Consider the following 24,786-nt stretch of genomic DNA (forward strand, 5'->3'; position numbering starts at 1 on the left):
GGATCAGAATGGATCGACACCGGCCCGGATCGCCACCTCATCAATGCCATTGGCAGCCAGCGTGCTGAAGTGCAGCGGGTTGATGCCGTAGTAGCGGCGAAAAACCTTGGCGAAGTGGCTGGCGTTGGAATACCCGACTGCCGCCGCCACTTCGCTGACCGATCCCCGCTGCTTGAGCAATTGCGCGGCCCGCTCGATACGGACTTTCTGCAGATAGCCGTACACGCCGCTGTCATAGACGTCACGAAAGCCCTGCTTGAGTTTCTTGGTATTGAGTTCCACACACTGAGCCAGTGACTCGATGGTCCAGTCCTGTTCCGGATGAGCCTCAAGCAGCTTGCGCGCACGCTCCACACGGGCCAGATCACGGCCACCAGCACTGAGCCCGGTGAACCGCGCAAGGTCCTGGATATGTGCAGTCAGTTGCCCGAGCATTTCATAGGCCTTGCCCCGCAACAGCAAGTCCCTGGCAACGCCCTCCAGCCGACAGCCCAGCATTTCCTGGCCGATACGCCTGACGACGTGAGGTGCCGGAAACTGTGCCAGGCGTGCTGCGCTGTCCACCGTGCGGGTTTTCTCCCATGGGCCGTCGTACTCGAACAGTTGCGTGGCCAGGTCCAGCATGCCCAGCCGGTGAGCGGCGAAGCTGATATTCACCCCGCGCCAGCGCGTCCCCGCCGGAACAAAGCCCACGCCCTGCAGCGGCACCGTAGAGTGAAACAGACAACAGTGATCCTCGCGCCAACTCAAGGGTGAGGTATCGGCAAAACTTCGCCAGCCCGCGCAATTGGCGTGATAGGACACTGTCAGCGATGCCTCGCAAGAGGCATCCAGATGCCGGTCTTCATCGACCTGCCATTCGATCAGGCGGATGTCGAGTTCGTCCCCCACCTCCTCGGTGAGCACCTTGGGCAATTCATAATCAGCGCGGTAATGATTAAGGCTCATGGGCACACACTCTTTTGGGAATCAGACTCAAATGATAACACTTATCAACTATAGTGCCGATTGCGCGCATTTATACCCCGATCGCACGCGCAACAACATAACCATAACCAGAAGATAGCGGCTTCCACTTACCAGCCGAGTCTTCCCATGCAGCGCTCTACCCTCAGTCTGGCGATCACGCTCGCCCTATCCGGCCAGGTTCTGGCGGACGATGTTCTGAACTTGCCGGAAATGCAAGTGACTGCCAGCAAGCGAACCCAGGCCCAGGATCAGACCGATCTGGCGCTTTCGGTTGCCAGTGAGACTGACCTTGAGCGTGCCAACGTCTATAACAGCGGCGAGCTGGAAAGAGTATTCCCCGAACTGCTGGTGCGTAATACCGGTGCCGGCGTGTTCCCGAGCCTGAGCATGCGCGGCATTTCGTCTTCGGACCCTTACAACGCGCCAGTGGCAATCTACGTCGATGGCGTCCCGCAATACCTGGGCACCTTCAATCAGCAACTACTCGACGTCGAACACATCGAACTGCTCAAAGGGCCGCAAGGCACCCTGTACGGACGCAACGCCCATGCCGGTGCGCTAAACATCATTACCCGCCAGCCGGACAACACACCGACGGCGACGATACAAAGCCGCTTCAGCAACCTGCACCAACAAGTCGCCGTCAGCGGCTCGGCACCACTGGTTGCGGACAAGCTGTTCATCCAGGGCACGGTCTACCACGATGATACCGATGGCGAGCTGACCCGCAGCGAACATCATGGCGACAGCGACAACGGTGGCGGCAATGTCGCACTGACCTTCAGGCCCAACGAAGACTTCAGTCTGAAACTGGCCTATGCCCGTGACCGGCTAACGTCCTACAACGAGCAATATCTGGCCGACGAAACCTATGAGAAGCGCCGGGCCAGCGTGCCGTTGATGGAATCGGTCTACGTGCGCCGGGTGGAAACCAGCAGCGCAAGCATTGACTGGAACCTCAGCGACTCGCTGAAATTGACGTCCATCACGTCCCTGCAGAATTACCGTCACGAGCGTCTGTTCGGCGACATGGGTTTTCTCTGGCCGGAAGCTCAGCGCACCGTCAGCCAGGAACTGCGCCTTTCCACACAGGGTGAAGACCGTGCCTGGGATGCGGTCGGCGGCCTGTACTGGCAGAAGAGCCGCAGCCATTCAGAACGGACTCCAGACGCTGGCGCCCCGCTGTTCGGCGTGTATGGCGCAGCCGACAGCCGCATCGAGAACACCGAAAAAGCCGTGTTCGGCGAGTTCATCTGGCACCTGGCGCCGCGCTGGGACCTGACCCTGGGCGCCCGTCACAGCGAGGAAAAGGCCGAAACCACCTACAACCAGGTGGACGCGCTGTTCACACCGGGCTTCGTCTATAAAGGCAACGACACCTTCACCAGCACCACGCCCAAAGTGGCGCTGGGCTTCCAGGTAACGCCCGATACCCGCCTGTACGCATCGGTCAGCAAAGGCTTCAAGGCCGGTGGCTACAACCGCATTGGCTCGATCACTTCCGACTCGGTGGCGTACTCGCCGGAAAAATCGCTGAACATGGAAGTCGGCGTCAAATCCAGCCTGCTGGACAAGCGTCTCTGGCTGAATGCGGCGCTGTACCGCATCGATATCGACGATGTGCAGCAGTTCATCGGCGCCGCAGGCACCGGTACCCAGGCCTTGAGCAACATCGGCAAGGCCCGCAGCGAAGGCGCGGAAATGTCTCTGGACTGGCGCGCCGACGAAGCCACCCTGATTCGTCTGGCCGGCACCGTCAACCGTAACCGCCTGCTGGACTCCGACCGTCAGGGCAACAGCCTGACCTACACGCCCGGACGCACCTTGCGTGCCTCGGCAGAACGCAGTTTCTACTTCGATAACCTGCTGGGCGAGCTGCGCCCGAGTGTCGGCATCAGCTACACCGGCCAGCACTACTTCGATGTGGACAACGAAGTCTCGCAAGGCGGTTACAGCCTGGTGGACGCCCGCCTTTCCTGGCTGCCCAAACCGGACCTGGAACTGGCGCTGTACGGCAACAACCTGGGGGACAAGGACTATCGCACCTACTCCTACATCACCTCCGGCGCCCAGTTCAGTCAACCCGGCCAAGGCCGCGAACTGGGCGTGAGCACCAAAATAACCTTCTGACGCGAGACACGTCGGGAAAGGTGTAACGAGCGAAGCCGACAAGCGCTTCGCTCTTTCAACGGAATAACCCGTGGCCACGGCCCTTCAGCCGTCAGCCTGGCCCCGTGCACCCTCCTGAAAAGCACAGAAACCCACAGGAGTTCTGAATGAGCCCACAACACGACACTGTCGGCACGACCACAACCGAGCCCTTGAGCCATACCGGGCTACTGAAACTGGCACCCACACTGTTTGCCATCGCCATCGGTTGCGCCGTGGCCTCGACCCTGCTCAGCCTGGTGCCGCTGTGGTGTATCTACAAGATTGCGCAGATGCTGCTCAATACCGCCCCCAATGCCGAAGCCGCCCTGGGCTGGGGGCTGGCAGCGCTTTTTGCCGTTCTGCTGCGCTGGCTGATCATGACCGTCAGCCATGTAACCGCCCACCTGGCGGCCTTCGAGCTATTACGCCAGTTGCGCAGCCGTATCGCCCGGCATCTGGGCGAAGTCCCCTTGAGCTTCTTCAACAAGAACAGCAGCACGGACCTGCGTCGCACCATCAACGACGACGTCGGCTCTCTTGAAGGCTTTTTTGCTCACTCACTCCCCGACTCCATAGCCGCCGCCGTAATGCCGCCGCTGACCCTGATCGTGCTGCTTTGCATCGACTGGCGACTGGCACTGGCCTGTATTGCCCCGCTGCCCCTGGCCTTTATGGCGCAGATGCTGATGGTCAAGGGCTCGGCCGAACGCATGGCCAAATGGCAAAGCCTGCAACAGCAGATTTCCCAGAGCTTCAGCGAGTACCTGCAAGGTATCCAGGTCGTGAAAAGCTTCGGCCTGACCAGCCTGCGCTTCGGCACACTGAGCAAGGACATTCGCGGTGCCGCTGAGTGGGTGGCCGGGTTTGCCCGCAAGAGTTCGCTGTTCTGGGTGGTGTTCTCGGGCCTGCTCAGCGCCAACCTGATCATCGTGGCGCCGCTGGGTGCCTGGCTGCTGCTGGCAGGCAAGATCACCCTGGAAACATTGCTGTTGTTTCTGCTTCTCGCTCCCGCCGTACTGATGCCACTGCTGCGCCTGACCTACATGCTCGGCGATCAGGTACAGCGCAATGCGGCACTGGCCCGTATCAACGCGGTGTTGCTCAGCCCGGCGATGAGCGAAAACCCGGACGCCCGCATCCCCGATGCGCCACTGGACCTGCGTCTGGAAAACGTCTCCCACGCCTATGGCGAAAGAAAAGCCCTGAACCAGGTCAGCTTCAGCGCCCAGGCGGGCCAGTTGACAGCGCTGGTCGGCCCCAGCGGCTCCGGCAAGAGCACCATAGCGCAACTGGTTTGCCGCCTGTTCGATGCCGACAGCGGCAGTATCACTCTGGGCGGAACGGACCTGCGTGACTGGCCGCTGGAAGCCTTGCTCGAACGGGTCGCGTCGGTATTCCAGCAGGTTCACCTGTTCGACGGCACAGTGCTCGACAACCTGCTGCTGGCCAGGCCCGATGCCGATCAGGCCAGCGTCGAGGCCGCAACCCGCGCCGCCTGCGCTCACGATTTCATTCAGCGTCTGCCACAGGGCTATCAGACCCGGATCGGCGAAGGCGGCGCGCAACTGTCCGGTGGCGAACGCCAGCGGCTGTCCATCGCACGCGCCCTGCTCAAGAACGCTCCGGTGCTGATTCTTGATGAAGCCACCGCCTATGCCGACAGCGAAAACGAAGCGCTGATCCAGGAAGCACTGGCCAATCTGTGTCGAGGCCGCACGGTGCTGATGATCGCCCACCGCCTGCATACCGTGATTGCCGCCCAGCGCATCGTCGTGCTGGATCAAGGGCAAGTGCGCGGCGCCGGTCGTCATGAAGAGCTGCTTGAAAACTGCGCGTTGTATCGACAGCTCTGGCAAGACCACACACGTATTCGCCAATGGCAACTGAGCAGTACAGGAGTATCGGCATGATCGCCAATCTGATGCGAGCCGGTGAACGCCTGGCCGGCCAGCGTGACCCTCATCTGAATCAGGGCCTGCGCCTTGCAGTGCTGGAAGGCCTGCTGAGCGCTGCGCCTTACCCTTTGTTGTACGGGTTGCTCGACAGCCTGCTCAAAGGCACGGCCACCACCTTGAGCGTGATCGGGCTGGCACTGGCGATGCTCGCCTGCCTGATTGCCCGAATCGTCACCGGTGCAATCGGCACCCCGCTGATCTTCACGGGTGCCTACGCCATGATGGCCAACGCCCGCATTCGCCTTGTGGACCATCTGCAAAAGCTGCCTCTTGGCTGGTTCGGCAAGACCCACAGCGGCGAAATCAGCGCTCGGGTCACCGGTGACCTGGCACTGGTAGAGCATCTCTGGTCACACTTTCTCGGCGTCTTCGCCCTGTCGCTTGCGAAGCTGGCCTTTCTCCTGATCTTCCTGTTCTGGCTGGAACCCGTGCTGGCCTGCGCCGTACTGGCCATGCTGCCATTGGCCTGCCTGGCCATCTATGTGGCGATCCGCAAGACCCTGGTGCATGCCGACCGCATGCTCACCAATAACAACCGCACCCAGGCAGCGTTGCAGGAATACATTCAAGGCATTGCGGTGATCCGCAGCTTCGGCCGGTTCGGCAGCGCCCTGCAACGCTTGAACAAAGTGATGGATGCGCAACATCAGGCAATGGTCAGCATCGAACTGAAACCGGCACCCTGGGTCGGGCTGTTCGGGCTGGTGATCGAAGCCGGTTTCATCCTGATGGTGCTGCTGGGCTGCAACCTGCTGCTCAAAGGGCAGTTGAGTATCGAAAACCTGCTCATCTTTACCGTGCTGTCCCTGCCGCTGTATCGCCAGGCCATCGACCTGGGTTTCTCCACCCTGCTGCTGCGCTTCGGCCATCTGGCGCTGACCCGCACCGAGCAGTTGCTGGAACAGGCGCCGATGCCGGAGCCGTCCACGCCACGCAAACCCCGGCACTTCGACATCGAACTCAAGAATGTGCGCTTCAGCTACGCCGAGCGTGAATCGACGGTGATCGACGGTATTTCCTGCCACCTGCCAGCGGGCACCCTGACCGCACTGGTCGGCCCGAGCGGAGCAGGCAAAAGCACCCTGGCGCATCTGGTCGCAAGGCTCTGGGACATCGACAGCGGCCAATTGCAGATTGGCGGCATCGAGGCCCGTGAGATTGGCAGCCATTGCCTGCAAGAACACATCGCCATGGTCTTCCAGGACGTCACGCTGTTCTCCGGCACCGTGCTCGACAACCTGCTGGTCGGCAAGCCCGACGCAAGCGAGCAGGAAGTCATCCACGCCGCACGCCTTGCCCAGGCCCACGATTTTATCGAAGCCCTGCCAGACGGTTACGCCACACGAATCGGCGAAAACGGCGGCAGGCTTTCAGGGGGTGAACGCCAGCGCCTTTCGATTGCCCGCGCCCTGCTCAAGAACAGCCCGATCCTGTTACTCGATGAAGCCACTTCCAGCGTCGATCCGTCCTCGGAAGCCGCTATTCAACTGGGACTGGATGCGCTGGTGCGTGACCGCACCGTGCTGGTCATCGCTCACCGTCTGCACAACATTCAGCACGCCGACCAGATTCTGGTCATGGATCGCGGGCGCATCGTCGAACAGGGCCGTCACGACGAGCTTCTGGAGCTGAACGGTCTTTACGCACATTTATGGAATCAGCAGAGCCGGGCACGGCACTGGAACCTGAACACCTGAACCCTACGCGCCGCGCAAATCCTGCGCGGCACGAGTACTTGTCTGGATGGAGTCTTACCATGTACACATCGACCAGAAAAGCCTCGACTACGCGCGGCACAACGCTTGAAGACTTCGACCCTGCAACACTGGTTGATGAAATCGCCAAGCAACTTCGCTTGCCCGTCGAACAGCTACCAGGCGATGCCAACCTTCTACGGCTGGGCCTTGATTCAATGCACCTGATGGCCTGGCTCAATCGCTTTCGTCGCCTGGGCTTCAAGGTGACCTTGAGCGAGCTTTATGACCACCCGACGCTGGAAGGCTGGCAAAACCTGCTGACCAATGCCCGCGCCAAAGCTCCGGGTGCCGCTGTACCACAAACGACAGAGCCGCTACCGCGCATGAGCGATGGCCAGCCATTCCCGCTGACCGCCGTGCAGCACGCTTATCTGGTCGGCCGCTCCAGCGAGCAGCCACTGGGCGGCGTGGGTTGCCATCTGTATCAGGAATTCGATGGCCATGGGCTGACAGCACAGGTGCTGGAGCCTGCGATCTATCAACTGATCGAACGCCATCCGATGCTCAAGACCCGCTTTCTGGCCAACGGTCGCCAGCAATGGCAACCACACGCCTCATGGCCGGGCCTGAAGGTTCATGACCTGCGTCAGCACGACCAGGCTTCGCGCCAGCAAACCCTCCTGCAATTGCGTGAGCAACTGGGCCATCGTCGCCTGCAGGTCGAGATCGGTGAAACCTTCGACTTCCAGTTGTGCCTGCTGCCTGAAGGCAAACACCGGCTGCTGGTCAATATCGACCTGCTGGTCTGCGATGCCGCCAGCTTCAACCAGCTGTTCGAGGAACTGATTGCCCTGATAGCGGACCAGCCGCTGCCACCCTCGCCCACCGATTACGACTTTTGCAGTTACCTGACACAGGTCGAGCGCAACGATCAGGCACGTATCGAACAGGCCAAAGCCTGGTGGATGGCACGTCTGGACGATTTGCCGCTGGCCCCGATCCTGCCCTTGGCGCAAGAACCCGAGCGTATCGAACAGGTCCGTATCAGCCGCCGCCGCGGACAACTGGACGCCGGGCAATGGCAGGTTTTCAAGGAGCACGCCGGCAACCACGGCGTAACCCCGACCATGGCGCTGGCCACATTGTTCAGCGCGGTGCTGGGCCGCTGGAGCGGGCAACAGAAACTGCTGCTGAACCTGACCCTGTTCGACCGTCAGCCACTGCATCCGGCTGTGTCCGGCATGATTGCCGACTTCACCAATATCCTGCCGTTACCGGTGGAATGTGACGGGCAGACCTTTGCCGAACTGGCACTGGCCAACCAGCGGACGTTTGCCGAGGTCCATGAGCACAGCGCCTGGTCCGGCGTCGAGGTGCTGCGCGAACTCAAGAAACACCAGCGCCACCCCCACGGTGCGCCGTTGGTGTTCACCAGCAATCTGGGACGCCCGCTGTATGGCGAAGCCGAAGCAAGCTCCATCGGCGAACCGGGCTGGGGCATTTCCCAGACCCCGCAGGTGTGGATCGACCACCTGGCGTTCGAGCACCGTGGCCAGATCATGCTGCAATGGGACAGCAACAACGACCTGTTCCCCAAAGGGCTGACCGACACGCTGTTCGAGGTCTATTTCGAGCAGGTGCTGGCCTTGATTGCTGACCCGAGCGGCTGGTCACGTCCGCTGCCGGAACTGATGCCTGCCACCCAGCGCGTGGTCCGCGAGCTGGCGAACGCCACGGCGCGTCCTGTGCCTGCCGGCCTGCTGCACGACGCTGTTTTCGCCCAGGCCGTACACCGTCCAGATGCCATCGCGCTGATTCAGGGCGAGCGTCAGTTGAGTTTTGCCCAGTTGATCGATCAGGCCAGTCGCCTTGCCGGCAGCCTGCAAGCCCGAGGCGTGAGCGCAGGCGATACGGTCGCGGTCAGCATGTTCAAGGATATCGGCCAGATCATTGCCGTACTGGGCATTCTCAAGGCCGGAGCCATTTACGTTCCCGTGCCGCCTGATCAACCGCTGGCGCGACGTCTGGGAATCTATAAAGGTGCCGGGGTCAAGTGCGTGCTGACCAGCGCGGACGAACCTCGCGAAAACGAAATCGACAACCGTCTCGACTGGCAGCAGGCAATCCTCGGTGAACCGCTGTTTCAGCAAGTGGCCGTGGATGTGCAACAACCGGCCTACATCATCTACACCTCAGGTTCCACCGGCGAACCCAAAGGCGTGGTCATCAGCCATCAGAGCGCCCTGAACACCTGCGTGGATATCAGCCAGCGCCATCAAGTCGACGAAAACGACCGGGTACTGGCCCTCTCGGCGCTGCATTTCGACCTGTCGGTCTACGACATCTTCGGCGTGCTCGGTTCAGGCGCTTCGGTGGTGTTGGTCAACGAGCAGCAGCGCCGTGATCCTGCGCTGTGGTGCGACCTGATCGTGAAACACGGCATCACGCTATGGAACAGCGTACCTGCCCTGTTCGACATGCTGCTGACCTACAGCGAAGGCTTCGAGCTGAACAGCCCGGCGCATCTGCGGGTGGTCATGCTGTCCGGCGACTGGATCGGCCTGGACCTGCCCGAGCGCTATCACCAGTACCGCGCCGACGGCGAGTTCGTGGCCATGGGCGGTGCGACGGAAGCGGCGATCTGGTCCAACACCTGCACCGTGGCGCGTGTCGAGCCGAATTGGCGCTCGATTCCCTACGGCCAGCCGCTGGCCAACCAGAGCTATCGCGTGGTGGATGAGCTGGGCCGCGACTGCCCCGACTGGGTTGCGGGGGAGCTGTGGATCGGCGGTATCGGCGTCGCACAAGGCTACTTCAACGACATCGAGCGCAGCGCCCGTCAATTCGTCGAAGTGGACGGCGCACGCTGGTATCGCACCGGCGACATGGGCTGCTACTGGCCCGACGGTACCCTGGAATTCCTCGGCCGTCGCGACAAGCAGGTCAAGGTCGGCGGCTATCGCATCGAACTGGGCGAGATCGACGCAGCGTTCAACCGTCTGGAAGGCGTCAAGAGTGCCATCAGCATGGCACTGGGCGAACGGGAAAAAAGTCTGGTGGCCTTTGTCGTGCCGCAGGGTTCAAGCCTGTGCAGCCCGGTCGAAGCCGACCCGCACACACCGACCGACTATTGCGACTGGCTGACGTCTCCTTGCCTTGCTGAGCTATCGACCTCGCAAGATGCTCTGCTGGCTGACTTTCTGATCCAGCACCTGGCCCTCAACGGCCTGGACTTCAGCACGCCGGTCAGCCTCGACGCGGCCCTGCAAACCTATGGCGCTCAGGAACAATGGCGGGCGCTGTTGGGCCGCTGGCTGGACGAGTTGAGCACCCAGGGCCGCCTGCACTGCAATGCCGATGGACAATGGCAGCGCACACACAGCGCCGAATCGGTCAGCAACGCCGACAACGATTCGACTTACGCCCTCAAGGAAGCGTTGAACGCTCACCACGACGCACTCAGCGATATCCTGCGCGGCCAACGCAATGCCCGGACCTTGCTCGATCACCCTTACTGGTCCCCCGAACATCTGTTGATGCAAAGCGCTGGCAGCAGCGCCGCCCTCGAACAACTGGCGACCTCCATTGCCCGCCTGAGCCAGCGTCTGCAACGCCCCGTGCGACTGATCGAAGCCGGTGCCCGCAGCGCCGTGGCCGCCGTTCATCTGCTGGAGCGTCTGAGCGCCACCCAGGTGCAATACACGGCTATCGATGAGTCCCAGGCGCTGGTCCTCAAAGCCCGGGAACGTCTGGCCCGCTTTGCCCATGGCAAAGCCTGTCGCGACACCGATGCCGAACTCCAGACCCTGCGCCACAGCGCCGATGTCTTGTTGATCAATAACCAGTTGCACCGCATCGACCAGCCGGAGCTGGCACTCCAACGCTGGCTGAAACTCTGTGCGCCGGGCGCCGCTGTCTGTGTGCTGGAACTGGCGCAGGCTTCCCCGCTGGCCCTGGTCAGTGCCGACCTGCTCAGCGAAGGTCAGAGCGCCGCGCAACAACTGCACGATACGGCCCACTGGCAAACCCTGCTGGCTCAGGCCGGATTGAGCAGCGGTCATGCCGATCGCCTGGGCGATGTGCAACGTCTGGTGCTGCGCGCCAGCGACACTCTGCAAAAACCGGACGCGGCACGACTGGCCAAGGCACTGGCCGGCGAACTGCCCGGCTATATGATCCCCCAGCGCCTGTACTTTCTCGACGCCCTGCCCCTGACAGCCAATGGCAAGATCGACCACAAGACTCTAGCCCAGCTCTGCAAGCCTGCCGTCGAAATCCTCGACGACACTCAGGCCCCGAGCACCGACCGCGAGCAATTGCTGGCCCGTCTCTGGGAAGAGCTGTTGCAGACCGGTCCGGTCCATTGCCAAAGCCAGTTCTTCCAGCTGGGCGGCGACTCTCTGCTGGCCACCCGACTGATCGGCGAACTGGGCAAGCATGGCTATCGCGCCCGGCTCGATGACCTGTTCAACTTCCCGGGTCTGCAAGCGTTCGCGGCCACTCTGGTCGCCGACAACAGCGCGCCTGCGACAACCCTGCAACATGATCCCGCTGGCCGCTATCAACCTTTTGCCTTGAGCGATGTGCAGGAAGCCTACCTGGTGGGTCGCCAGCCCGGTTTCGTACTGGGCGGCGTAGGTGCGCATTTCTTTGTCGAGTTCAACGTCGAGCAACTGGATATCCAGCGCTTCGAGTCGGTCTGGCAGCAGTTGATCGACCGCCACGACACACTGCGCGCAGTGGTGCGTGACGGGCGCATGCAAGTGCTGGAGCAGGTTCCCGCCTTTGTGCCGCAACGTCACCGCGTCAGCTCGCTGCAGGCCCCGGAAACCCTGGCGCTGCGTGATCGCCTGTCGCATCAAGTGCTGAACCCGGAACAATGGCCATTGTTCGATGTGCAAATCGCCGAGGATGGCGGCACGCACAGCAGCGTGTTCATCAGCCTGGACAACCTGTTGCTCGACGGTATGAGCATGCAGATTCTGCTGGCCGAACTGGAAGTGCTGTATCAGCAACCCGACCGCGAACTGGAGCCTATCGATATCGGCTTCAGGGATTACCAGTGCCTGCGTGCCGAGCAACGCGAGGCCGTCAACGCCCAGGCCTACTGGCAGCGCCGTCTGGACAGTCTGCCGTCCGCGCCGCGCCTGCCATTGCGCCAGGACCCGAGCGAAGTCGGCACGCCACGCTTCGTGCGTCTGGCCGAACGGATTCCGGCAGACACCTGGGAACGCCTGAAAGCCCAGGCACACCAGCACCAGTTGACGCCTTCAGGCCTGCTGCTCAGTGCATTCGCCGCCGTGCTTTCGGCCTGGAGCAGCGAGCGTGAACTGACCCTGAACCTGACGCTGTTCGACCGTCAGCCGTTGCACCCGCACATCGACCGGGTACTGGGCGACTTCACGTCATTGCTGTTGCTGGCCTGGCAACCGACCGGCCAGTGGCTCGGCAGCGCTCAACGCCTGCAACAGCGGCTCTGGCGCGACCTGGCCCAGCGGGATCACTCGGCCATCCGGGTGATGCGTGAGCTGGCCAGGCGCAACGGTATGGCTGCCGCGCAGATGCCGGTGGTGTTCACCAGCGCGCTGGGCTTCGACAAAGGCCGCTTCATGGCCGAGTCGTCCTGGCTCAAACCGGTCTGGGGCATTTCCCAGACGCCACAGATCTGGCTGGATCATCAGGTCTACGAGTCGGAGGGCGACCTGTGCCTGAACTGGGATGCGGTCGAAGCGCTGTTCGAGCCCGCCATGCTGCGCGCCATGTTCACCCAGTATGTTGCCCTGTTGCATCAGTTGGCCGAACAACCGCAGGCATGGGCCTTGCCGCTGGAGCAACTGGTGGCGCGCAAACAGGCAGGGGCCTCAATCGCCACCCTGCCCCGCGCACTGCCAGTACCGACGCCGGTGGACACCGGCAGCCAGGTCGATGAGCAGATCGTCGAGCAGATCCGCCAGAGCTTCAGTGAAGTGATGGGGCTGAAACTGCACGACGCCCGGCAGAACTTCTTCGATGCGGGCGCCAGCTCCCTGAAGCTGGTGCAGTTGCATATCCGTCTGACTCAATCGGGCTATCCGCAACTGCAAGTCACGGATCTGTTCGGCTACCCCAATGCCCATGCGCTGGCCTTGCACCTGAGCCAGACAGCGCCAGTCAGCGAAGACCTGGAACAGGCGCGTCGTACCCAGTTGACCCAGCGCAATGCCAGGCGCTTACGTCGCATCGGGAGTGCTTCATGAGCCGCTATCTGCCTTATTGGTGTTACTACCTGCATCAAGGCATGCTCACGGCCTTGATGCTGCAAGGGGTGGTCGGCTACTTCCGTCATAAGGGGCTGGACCTTGCCAGCCTCAGTTTGCTGTCGCTGACGTTCCTGCCCTGGGTCGGCAAGTTTCTCTGGGCACCCTGGTGCGAACGCCACAGCATCCCCCTGCGCGGCAATCGCTACCTGGGCAGCCTGGTGATCCTGCAACTGTGCATGGCGGTGACCCTGCTGACGCTCGGCTTTCTGGCACCGGAGCATTCGATCTACCCGATCATGGCCGGCCTGATGTTGCTGGCGTTGCTCTCGGCCAGTCATGACATCTATGCCGACGGCATCACCATTACCACTTGCGATGCAGCCAGTCGTCCGTTCGCCAATACCGCGCAAGTGGGCGGCAGTTATCTGGGCGTGGTGTTCGGCTCGTTCGTGTTTCTGTACCTGGCCGAGCACTGGGGCTGGCGTGCGGGCTTTACCGGGATGGCGGCGGTTTCACTGTTGCTGTTATTGCCGGTGAGCCTGCTACCGGCCAGCACGGTCAGCACTGAACCAACGCGACCTCCAAGGCTGGACCTCAGCAGCTTCACGGCCCTGTGGCCTGCGCTCTGCCTGACCGCCATCTACTACCTGGCAATGCGCGGCCTGATGACCGTACAAACCGTGCTCTTGCTGGATCAAGGCTTGAGTCTCGCGGACCTGGGTTTTGTAACAACGTTGTACGGCACCCTCGCCAGCGCTCTTGGCGTATTCCTCGGCGGCTGGCTGGCCAAGCGTTTCGGCGCCTGGCGTTGCCTGCTGCCCGCCATGGCCATCCACGCCGCGATTGCCGTGGCGGCGGCGCTGGGCGCCACGCTCTACAGCCTCACGGCCTGGCTGGCGCTGTTCGCGCTGGTCAATGTCGCGGCGGCCATCAGCTTTGTCACGCTCTACAACCTGTTGATGGGCGTCGTACGAGCGCACCAACCGGCCTCGGACTATGCCCTGCTGCAATCGGTGGATGCTGCCATTGCCATGCTCGGTTCCATGGCCGCCCTGCAAGTCGCCCATCACCTGGGCTATCCAGCGTTGCTGGCCATTCTGGCGGCCATTGCCTGCCTTTCTCTATGGCCTGCGTTGCGGCTGCGTCGCCGCCTTGAACGCGCTTCATCCACTTCGTCTAACGCTCCTGCCCAAGAGGTCATTCATGCACACCTTTGAAGAGTTCTACGGCACCAGTGAACCCATCGCCGTCATTGGTCTGGCTTGCCGCTTCCCCGGCGCCAGCGACAGTAACGAGTACTGGCAGAATTTACTGAATGGCCGCGAATGCAGCCGCCGTTTCAGCCGTGAAGAACTGCTGGCCGCCGGGTTGGACCCGGCGCTGATCGACAACCCCGATTTCGTCAATGTGGCCTCGACCATCGATAACCCTGACCGGTTCGATGCCGCGCTGTTCGGCTATTCGCGTCAGGAAGCCGAGTCCATCGATCCGCAACAACGACTGTTCCTGCAAACCGTCTGGCACGCTCTGGAGCATGCGGGTTTTGCGCCACGCGACGTTGTTCACAAGACCGGTGTATTCGCCTCCGGACGCATGAGCACCTATCCGGGCCGCGACAACATCCGCGTTACCGAAGTGGCTCAGGTCAAGGGACTGCAAGCCTTGATGGGCAACGACAAGGATTACCTGGCCAGCCGCGCCGCTTACAAGCTCAACCTTCGCGGCCCGGCCATGACGGTGCAGACGGCCTGTTCCAGTTCGCTGGTCGCCGTGCACATGGCCTGTGAAAGCCTGCGCAGCGGCGAATGCTCCATGGCCGTGGCGGGTGGCGTTGCGGTGTCGTTTCCGCAACAGGCGGGTTACCTCTATCAGCCGGGCATGATTTTCTCGCCGGACGGACGCTGCCGCCCGTTCGACGCCAGTGCCCAGGGCACCTTTGCCGGCAACGGCGTCGGTGCCGTGACCTTGCGTCGCCTTGAAGATGCCTTGCGCGATGGCGATCCGATTCTTGCCGTACTGCGCGGCAGTGCGATCAATAACGACGGTCATCACAAGGTCGGCTATACCGCGCCATCGGTGGTCGGTCAGCGTGAGGTCATCAGCGATGCCCTGCTGCTGGCCGATATCGAATGCTCCAGCATCGGCATGATCGAGGCTCATGGCACCGGCACGCCACTGGGCGACCCCATCGAAGTGCAGGCGCTGCGCGATGTCTTCGCCCAGCGCAGCGACATCGGCGGCTGTGCGCTGGGCTCGGTCAAGGGCAACCTGGGGCATCTGGATACCGCAGCCGGCATCGCCAGCCTGATCAAGACGGTGCTTGCCGTCAGCCATGGGCGGATTCCGCCAAGTATCAACTTCGAGCAGGCCAATCCCGCGCTGCAACTGGAAAACAGCCCGTTCAGGGTCCCGACCCAGCCACGTGACTGGCCAGCCGGGCCGCGCCGCGCGGGCGTTTCCTCCTTCGGAATCGGCGGCACCAACTGCCATGTAATCGTCGAAGCCCTACCCGATACCTTGCGCAGCACCAGCCCCAAACCTGAGTCCAGCGCTCTGTTGCTCAGTGCCGCAAGCCAGGCATCGCTGCAACAACTGGCCGGTCGCTACGCCCTGCAACTCAAGAACAGCAACGCTGCGGCCAACCTGGCACATACCGCGTTACACGGTCGACAACTCGACCTGCCTTATCGCCTGGCGGTGCCACTGCATGAAGAAACGGCACCGGCACTTGAAGCCTTTGCCCAGGGCAACAGCGATGCACTGCTGCATGACGGCCATGCACAACAGGCCGCGCAGCTCTGGTTGTGCAGCGGCCAGGGCAGCCAGTGGGCAGGCATGGGCAAAAATCTCTACGGCCAAGCCAAGGCATTTACCGAAAGCCTGGACCGCAGCTTCGCCGCCTGCGCTGCCCACCTTCAGCCGTCCCTGCAATCGGTGATGTTCGGCGAGCATGACGCGCTGATCGACCGCATGGATTATGCGCAACCGGCCATCGTGGCCTTTGCCGTGGCCATGGCCGCCCACTGGCGCGAACAAGGCCTGACGCCGGACCTGCTGATCGGTCATTCGGTCGGTGAGTTCGCGGCCGTGGTGATCGCCGGGATCTACCGCCTGGAAGACGTGCTGCCACTGGTCATTACCCGTGGTCGCCTGATGAACCAGAGCGCCGCCGAAGGCACGATGCTCGCGGTGTTCTGCAACGCCGCAACCCTTGAGCCTCTGGCCCGCCAGCATGGCGTCGAGATTGCCGTGCATAACGCCGAACAGCATCTGGTGGCTTCGGGCAGCCGTGACGGCATCGAGGCGCTGGTGCAAACACTGCAAGACCGGCAGATCCGCCATAACCGCCTGAGCGTGGCCGGTGCAGCGCATTCTCGTCTGCTCGACCCAATCCTCGACGAGTTTCAGCAAGCCTGCGCCCGCCTGCATGCCAACCCCGGGAAAATCCCGCTGATCTCGACCCTGACCGGCCAGCCGCTGACTCAGGCCGAGCTGGAAAGCGGTGATTACTGGCGCCGACACATGCGCGAGCCAGTACGCTTCCATCAGGCCTTGCAACAAGCCCTGCAAACCGGCGTCGGCATCAGCCTGGAACTGGGTCCCGATGCGCCGCTGACCGGCATTGGCACTCGCCTGCAACAACCGGGCGTGCACTGGATTGCCAGCGCCCGACGCCAAAAGCCCGCGCAAGTTGTATTGCAAGACAGCCTGCTGCGCCTGTTCGCCGCGGGCGCCAACCTGCCATGGCGCGAGTTGCTGCCCAGCAGCGGGCAACGCATCCAGGCGCCACTTTATGCCTTTGATGAACAACGCTACTGGTGCGATACGCCACGTCAAACGCTCGCGGTGACTCAGCAGGATCCGTTGCTGGAAGCCGGTCGCCAGGCCGTCATTCAAGAAGGCGCAAGCCTGGATCTGCCGCGTCTGGAACGCCTCTATGTGTGCGTGACCAAGCTGCATGCAATCTATGTCGACCAGATGGTTCGCCAGTGCGTGGGCGAGCGCATCGATACCGGTGCTCCGGCGCTGGACATCCTGCGTGGCGGGCGTCTGCTGCCGCGTCACCGGCAATTGCTGGTGCGCCTGCTCAATGCCTGTGTCGAGGATGGCTACTACGCGCAGGAACACGGTATCTATCGCACCGCGATTCCGGTGCCTTACGAGCAGCGCGCAGCCCTGCTCAAGGAACTGCGCGACTGCTGCGAAGGCCTGGACGTGATCGCCGAAACGGTCGAACGCGCTGGCGAGCAGCTTTTCGCCATGATGAACGGCTCCGTGGAGCCCGTGGCGGTGATCTTCCCGGAAAGCGCGTCGAGCGGCGTGGAAGTGCTGTATCAGCAATTCAGTTTCGGTCGTTACTTCAACCAGATTGCCGCAGGCGTGATATCCGGGCTGGTCAACCAGAACCGGCAGAACGGTGGTAGCCCGCTGCGCATTCTGGAAGTCGGTGGCGGTACAGGCGGCACCACCGCCTGGCTGTTGCCCGAGCTCAAGGACGTGGCGGATGTGCGTTATTGCTTTACCGATATTTCCGCCCTGTTCAGCCGCCGTGCCGAAGAAAAATTCAGCGAATACGACTTTGTCGATTACGCCCAGTTCGACCTGCAGAAACCGGCCGGCGAGCAAGGCTTCCTGGCCGGGCAATATGACCTGATCGTCGCCGCCAACGTGATCCACGCCACCCAGCATGTGGGCCAGACGCTGCAAAACCTGCGTCCGTTGCTCAAGCCCGGTGGTGGCCTGTTGATGCGCGAAATCACTCGCCCGATGCGTCTTTTCGACTTCGTGTTCGGCCCGCTGGTACTGCCGCTGCATGATGAACAGGCCCGTGGCGGCGAGTTGTTCCTGTCCACCGAACACTGGCAGCAGCAATGCCGGGAAAGCGGTTTCGAGCGCCTGGACTGGTTGCCGGACGATGGCAGCGTGACCGCAAACATCAGCGAGCATATTCTGCTGGCCCGCACCCAGGCGTCGAACGTCACCGCCAACCCTGCCAGTGCCGGTCACGACAGTGGCAGTGCCGTTCTGGGTCGACAACTGGGCGAAAGCCTCTATCAACCCGACTGGCGAGACTGCTCCGGCCAGGCGCAACGCTGGCAGGCGCGTCTTCAACAGGCATGCAACGAATTGGCATCACGGCATGGCGACACACGTCAGGTGCCGGTATTCACGCAGCCTGTCGCGTTGCCCGAACGGCTGGACGGTTTGTCGCTGGAATGGTGTGCCAGCCCGTTCGGCGTCGCCCGTGTGACACTCAAGCAGCGCAATGACCAAGGGCAATGGCTATTGCTCGGCAGCGCCGATAACCAGCCAGTGGCCAACGCTTCTCTGCCCGCACTGAAGGCAGCGCCTGGCACTCATTACGCCTGGCAGTGGCAGGCACTGAACGTGCAGGACGCCGCGGTCCCCGCATTGCGCATTGAGCCGGCCAGCGCACGATCCGCACTGGCCGAAGTGGGCATTGCTCATGACCCTGACGCCAAGGCCTGCCTGCTGGTCGTGGAAAACGGCGAGCTGCAAGCCATCACCAACGACGTGCTCAACGCCCTGACCCACAACACCGACCAACCGTTGCTGGTGGTCACACGCAATGCCTGGGCACCGACCGCCGTAAGTCCGGAACAACGTGCAATCTGGGGTCTGCTAAAGGTTGCCAGTGCCGAGCAGCCAGAGCGGGCGCTGGCGGCTATCGACCTGAATGGCAGTGACGAATGGCAACAACTCTTGCCGGGACTGAGCGCCGCACAGAGCGGCGAACGCTGGATCGCGGTACGCAATGGCCTGGTGCAGGTCCAGACACTGGCCGTCCAACCCCACAGCACCGCCAACCTGCCCGCGCACAGCTTTACCGGCAACGGCTGGCATGTGGTAACCGGCGCCTTTGGCGGGCTGGGTCGTTTGAGCGTCGAGTGGCTGGCTCATCAAGGTGCCCGTCGTATTGCCCTGCTCGCCCCTCGCGGCCCTGAAGACGTCGGGCAGTGGTTCGCCCGCCTGCAACAGGAACACGGCTGCGAATTGCGCTGGTTCGACTGCGATGTCAGCGACCCGGCTGCGCTGGGCATGTGCCTGGAAGACTTGCAACTGGATGGCGGCCTGATGGGTGCGGTTCATAGCGCCGGGCTGCTGGACGATACGCCGCTGGCCAACCTCGACACTGAACGCATGCAACCGCTGTTGCAGGTCAAATGCTCGGCGGCCAGCCAGCTTCAGACCGCACTGGCCGGTCAGGGCCGCTATCTGCTGCTCTACTCTTCGGCCGCTGCCAGCCTCGGCGCATCGGGCCAGGGTGCCCATGCGCTGGCCAGTGCCTATCTGGACGGTCTGGCCGAAGCCAATCCTCGCGCCAGCCTACGCACCATCAGCATTGCCTGGGGTGCCTGGGGTGAGATCGGCCGGGCTGCCGAAGACAACCTGCATGCCAGACTGGCTCAGGGCGGAATGGGCACGCTGCAAACAGGCGAAGGTCTCTGGCATCTGGAACAGGCGGTCATGCGCGGTGCGCCATGGCACCTGGCAATGCGCGTGGATCATGAGCGTATCGACCCGCGTCGTCGCCTGTTCGCACAACAGGCCGAACAACCTGCCGCCCGACCTCAGGCCAAGAACACTCGGCAGACCGATGCTATCGCGGCACCGGTGCTGACCGGCGAAGCAAAGGCTGATCGTCAGGCCCTGAGCCACTGGCTGAGCGCATCGATCTGCCGACAATTGCGCCTGGGCTCCGATTCTGCGCCTGCGGAAAATCAGGACCTGATGCAACTGGGCCTGGATTCCCTGCTGTTCCTGGAACTGAGCAGCGATATCCAGCGCCAACTGGGCATTCGCCTGGACGCCGAGCAGGCGTATCGCGACCTGAGCATCCGTGGCCTGAGCGCCCTGTTGCTGGCCGATGCCGGGAAAACGCCGGTGGCCGCGAACGATCAGCAGATCGTGCCGGATCCAAAGGCCCGCTTCGAGCCGTTCCCGCTGACACCGATTCAGCACGCCTACTGGCTGGGGCGCACCGACCTGATCGAATACGGCGGTGTGGCCTGCCATGTGTTGTTCGAGTGGGACAAGGCCTATGCCGATTTTGACCTGAACCGTTTCGAGCGGGCCTGGAATGCGCTGATCGCACGCCACGACATGCTGCGCATGGTGGTGGACAGCGACGGTCGGCAACGCATCCTTGAACAGACGCCCTGGTACACATTGCCGCGCAATGACCTGCGCGACATGCCTCAGGAGCAGCAGCAACAGCGTTTGCTGGGCATTCGCGAAGAAATGTCGTATCGGGTCCTGCCCGCCGACCGCTGGCCTCTGTTCGAGGTCACGGTCAGCGAACTGGATGCCGGACATTGCCGCCTGCACATGAACCTCGATCTGCTGCTGTTCGATGTGCAGAGTTTCAAGGTGATGATGGACGATCTGGCCACGGCCTATGCCGGTCAGGACCTCGCGCCTCTGCAATTGACCTTCCGCGACTATGTACTGACCGATCTGGCCCAGCGCGACAGCCTGCAATGGCGCCAATCCTGGCGCTACTGGCAGGAAACACTGGCGCACCTGCCGGCCGCACCGCAGTTGCCGATGGCCGCCGTGCCGCAACAGGGCCAGCCACGTTTCCGCACTTTGCAGGCCACGCTGGGTGCCGAGCACTGGAGCAGCTTCAAGACGCAATGCCAACAGTCTGGCGTCACCGCCTCTGCGGCCTTGCTGGCGCTGTTTGCCCAGACGCTGGAAAGCGTCAGCCGCACGCCGGACTTCACCCTCAACCTGACTTACTTCAACCGCCGCCCACTGCATCCGCAGGTCCAGCAGTTGATCGGCGACTTCACTTCGGTGCTGTTGATCGACTTCCAACTGGGACGCGGCGACAGCCTGCGTCAGGTCATGGAAAGTACCCAGGCACGTCTCTGGCAACGCCTCACCCACACCAACGTCAATGGCGTGGAACTGATGCGCGAACTCGGGCGTCGTCAGGGCCAGAGCCGTCAACCAACCATGCCGGTGGTGTTCACCAGCATGCTGGGCATGTCGCTGGACGGTAAAGCCATCGATCAGGCCATGACCTCGACCCTCGGCGACCCGGTGCATGTCTTCACCCAGACGCCGCAGGTCTGGCTCGATCATCAGGTCATGGAGATCGACGGGGAGCTGGTGTTCAGTTGGTACTGCATGGAGGACGTGCTGGCCGACGGTTTGATCGACAGCCTGTTCCAGGCCTATGGCGAATTGTTGCAGAAACTGGCAAGCCATCCTCAAGGCTTCGATGGCCTGCCGGATCTGCCACGCCACGACTGGTCAGTCAATCTGGACGGCGAGCGCTTCGATCCGCAAGCCCTTGAGGCACAGTTGCGCCGTGCGCAAGGCGTTCAGGCGGCAAGAATCAGCGTCGATACCGATGGCCGTACCTTGCTGGGTGAACTGGTCGCCAGAGAACCGGCAGCCCTTGATGACACCCTTCTCGCTCCGCTGCCACTGGCACTGAACGAGTTGCCGGACCTGAGCGATGCCCAGCGTCAGGAAGTGGACCTGACCTGGCAAGCGCTCGAAAGCCGTGCCCGCCAGGGCATCCTCGCCACGCTGCAAAAGCACGGGCTGTTCACTGAAGCCGGTCAGAGCCATGACCTGGCTCAGGTGATGACCCGTCTGGGAGCATTGCCGCAATTTGGCGGCCTGCTGCGCCAATGGCTGGCCATGCTCTGCCAGCAAGGCTGGGTACAACAGGACGGGCAACGCTACCTGACCCTGGCGCCAGAAGGTGCCCCGGCGACAGCGCAGACACTGCCCGATGCCGACTGGAGCCAGACACTTTCCACCTATCTGGATGCCTGCATCGAGTTGCATGGAGAGTTGCTGCGAGGTGATCGCTCGCCGCTGAGCCTGCTGTTCGGTAACAGCGACGAAGTCGTGAAAGCCCTGTACAGCAACAACCCGGTCCTGCATTGCCTGAACAGCGCACTCGCACAGACCGCCAAGGCGCTGGCCGGAAAACGTCGTGACCTGCGGGTGCTGGAAGTGGGCGCCGGTACCGGTGCCACCACCAACCATTTGCTGCCGATGCTGGAAAGCCATCTGAGTGAATACCGCTTTACCGATGTTTCCAGCCTGTTCCTCAAGCAGGCCCAGGAGCGCTTCGCAGCCTGGCCACAACTGACCAGCTCGATTCTGGACCTGAACCAGCCCGTGGACTTCAGCCAGCATCCGGCACAAGGCTACGACCTGATCGTGGCGGTCAACGTGATGCACGATGCTTCCCATGTGACACGCTCACTCAAGCGCTTGCATCGCCTGTTACGCAGTGGCGGGCATTTGCTGCTGCTGGAGGCAACCGAACGCGACAGCGCGCTGCAACTGGCGAGCATCGGGTTCATCGAAGGCCTGAGCAACTTCGAAGACGAGCGCAGCGAAGACGACAAGGCCATGCTGGATCTGCCGCGCTGGCGCACTGCCGTGCAGGCTTCGGGCTTCAGTTGGGTGATGAACTGGCCGCAACAGGCTCAGGACAGCATGCGCCAGCATTTCATGCTGGCCCGCGCCGAAGGCAACACGCATCTGGATCTGGCGGCGGTACAGGCCGATATCGAGCAGCAGACACACTGGCCACTGGCATTGCGTCAGGTCGAACAGTTGTTGAGCGCGACTGAAACCCAGCGTGCCGAAGCAGCCAGCACCGAGTCTCGTCCCGCAGCAGTCGTGAACCCGGCAACACTGGATGCCGTCGCCCGACTATGGCAGGAACTGCTCGGGCAAAGTCTGGATGCCGAAAGCGACTTCTTCCAGAGTGGCGGTGACAGCCTGATCGCGACCCGCATGATCGCGCGCCTCAACCGCATGGGTTACCCCGGCAGCAGCCTGCGCAATCTGTTCGACAACCCGCGTCTGGGCGACTTCTGCGCCACATTGCAGACCACCGAGGCCCGCGCCGACGACAACCCGCTGGCGCTGGCCCGTGGCCGCAACACGCTGCCAATGTTTGTGTTCCATGCATCCGATGGCGAAATAGGCTCTTACCTGCCGCTGGCTCAGGCGCTGGATCTGCAGGTCTTCGGCCTGCAGGCCGCCGATGCGCCGGGTATTCAGTCTTTGCAAGAGCTGGCAGCGCATTACGTTCGCGCCATTCGCCGCCAACAGGCCAGCGGGCCGTATGTGCTGCTGGGCTGGTCCTACGGGACATTCGTGGCCGAAGCGGCTGCTCATCTGTTGCAGCGCGATGGTCAGCAGGTGCGTCTGATCCTGCTCGACCCGGTCTGCCGTGAAGACTTCCACGTCGAGAACCGTTCGGGCCTGTTGCGCCTGATGGCCCAGGGCGCGAAGACCGTCGAGTTGCCCGACGATCTGGAACAACTTTCCGCATCCCGGCAACTGGAAGTGTTCATGGGCAATGCCACCCGTGCCGGCGTCCTGAAAAACCCGCCGGAACCGGAGCAGGCCCGACAGTGGCTGGAACGCATCGAGCACTTGATGAAGCTGCTGACCCGCCACTCACGCCCGCACCACCTGGACCTGCCGTGCCTGTGGCTGACCGCCGAAGGTCGCCCGCAGCACTGGCAACCCGCCGAACAGGACTGGCAGGACTGGGCTGCACAGGCCAGGCGCCAATCCATGGCCTGCGATCACTGGCAATTGTTGCTCGATCCGCAACAGGTCGAACGTACCGCTGCCGTCATCAATGACTGGCTGGCCGCCACTGACAAGGAGCATCAACAATGAGTACGCCTTTGAAAGTCCTGATCGTCGGGGCCAAATTCGGCGAGCTGTACCTCAACAGTTTTCTGGACGAGCAACCCGGCCTGCAACTGGCTGGCCTGCTGGCCACTGGCAACCCGCGCTCCAGAGCGCTGGCCAATGCCTTCGGCATCCCGCTCTACACCGACATCGAGCAAGTGCCCGGCGACCTGGACATTGCCTGTGTCGTGGTGCGATCGGCCATCGTTGGCGGTGTCGGCGGGCAGCTCACGGAAAAGCTGCTGCGCCGTGGCCTGCACGTCATTCAGGAGCACCCGGTTCACCCGGATGAAATCGCCCGTCATCAATCACTGGCCGCACAGTCGGGGTTGCATTACATCGTCAACAGTTTCTACCCGCATACCGAAGCCGGTCGTTGCTGGACCGGTGCAGCGCAACGTGTCAGCCAGTTGCTGGACGGTCAGAAGCCGCAACTGGCGCAACTGACCACCAGCCGCCAGTTGCTCTATTCGAGCCTGGACCTGCTGCTGCAAGCCTTGGGCTGCGAGCTGGCGGCACAGGCCAGCGTGAGCCTGGTGGATCGCGACACGGACTTTCACACCCTGTCGCTCACTCTGCCGGGCAGCCGTGTGCTGCTGCGCCTGCAAAGCTGGATGGACCCCGACGATCCCGACCTGCACAGCCTGGTCATGCATCAGTTGAACCTGGCCTGGAGCAGCGGATACCTGTCGCTGGACGCCAGTTATGGCCCGGTCAACTGGACGCCCGCGCTGCATGCCGATACCCACAACGACGATCGGCAGACGCTCTACGCCAGCACCGCCCACTATCTTGAGCGAGCCACGGCATTGCCCCTGCACCCGGCAGCCAGCCACTGGCGCAGCGCCCATGAAATCGAAGGCCCTGCGGGCGTCACCTGGCTATTGCAACACCTGAAAGCCTGCATTCAGGGCGAACCTGTCGCTGCAAGCCTGAGCAGCGACTACCAACTCGCCCTGGCCCGGCTCTGGCAGGAAACCCTGCGCTGCGCGGGGCCTGCCGAGCAGCGTTCGGCTGCGCCGCCGCGCATCATCGATGCCGGACAATTGCGGGCGGAGGTCTGAC

8 protein-coding genes are annotated in these 24,786 nt (G+C 62.5%); 7 read left to right on the forward strand and 1 reads right to left on the reverse strand.

The window, feature by feature from the left end:
- Positions 1 to 3: 3 nt before the first annotated feature.
- Positions 4 to 948: an AraC family transcriptional regulator gene (locus CKW23_RS11840; protein WP_025259804.1), complete on the reverse strand. Its 945-nt coding sequence runs from the start codon at positions 946 to 948 to the stop codon at positions 4 to 6.
- 147 nt (positions 949 to 1,095) lie between these two features.
- Here CKW23_RS11840 and CKW23_RS11845 point away from each other — a divergent pair, with 147 nt between their 5' ends.
- The 7 genes from CKW23_RS11845 to CKW23_RS11875 all read left to right on the forward strand — a co-directional run bounded on the left by CKW23_RS11845 (position 1,096) and on the right by CKW23_RS11875 (position 24,785).
- On the forward strand, positions 1,096 to 3,099 hold the full coding sequence (locus CKW23_RS11845) for a TonB-dependent receptor (RefSeq protein ID WP_025259803.1): 2,004 nt from the start codon (positions 1,096 to 1,098) through the stop codon (positions 3,097 to 3,099).
- 146 nt (positions 3,100 to 3,245) lie between these two features.
- Positions 3,246 to 5,030: an ABC transporter ATP-binding protein gene (locus CKW23_RS11850; protein WP_025259802.1), complete on the forward strand. Its 1,785-nt coding sequence runs from the start codon at positions 3,246 to 3,248 to the stop codon at positions 5,028 to 5,030.
- Positions 5,027 to 6,772: an ABC transporter ATP-binding protein gene (locus CKW23_RS11855; RefSeq protein WP_025259801.1), complete on the forward strand. Its 1,746-nt coding sequence runs from the start codon at positions 5,027 to 5,029 to the stop codon at positions 6,770 to 6,772. The genes CKW23_RS11850 and CKW23_RS11855 overlap by 4 nt, the downstream gene beginning before the upstream one ends.
- Positions 6,773 to 6,831: 59 nt before the next feature.
- A complete protein-coding gene (locus CKW23_RS11860; RefSeq protein WP_095067596.1) occupies positions 6,832 to 13,008 on the forward strand; it encodes a non-ribosomal peptide synthetase in 6,177 nt (2,058 codons plus the stop codon).
- On the forward strand, positions 13,005 to 14,228 hold the full coding sequence (locus CKW23_RS11865) for an MFS transporter (RefSeq protein ID WP_025259799.1): 1,224 nt from the start codon (positions 13,005 to 13,007) through the stop codon (positions 14,226 to 14,228). The genes CKW23_RS11860 and CKW23_RS11865 overlap by 4 nt, the downstream gene beginning before the upstream one ends.
- Complete coding sequence (locus CKW23_RS11870; protein ID WP_095067597.1) at positions 14,215 to 23,706, forward strand: type I polyketide synthase; 9,492 nt, start codon at positions 14,215 to 14,217, stop codon at positions 23,704 to 23,706. The genes CKW23_RS11865 and CKW23_RS11870 overlap by 14 nt, the downstream gene beginning before the upstream one ends.
- A complete protein-coding gene (locus tag CKW23_RS11875; RefSeq protein ID WP_095067598.1) occupies positions 23,703 to 24,785 on the forward strand; it encodes a Gfo/Idh/MocA family oxidoreductase in 1,083 nt (360 codons plus the stop codon). Before CKW23_RS11870 ends, CKW23_RS11875 begins: the two co-directional genes overlap by 4 nt.
- The last annotated feature ends 1 nt before the right edge of the window (position 24,786 follow it).

Source organism: Pseudomonas sp. Irchel 3A18 (assembly GCF_900187465.1).
In the GTDB taxonomy this organism is placed as follows: Bacteria; Pseudomonadota; Gammaproteobacteria; order Pseudomonadales; family Pseudomonadaceae; genus Aquipseudomonas; species Aquipseudomonas cichorii.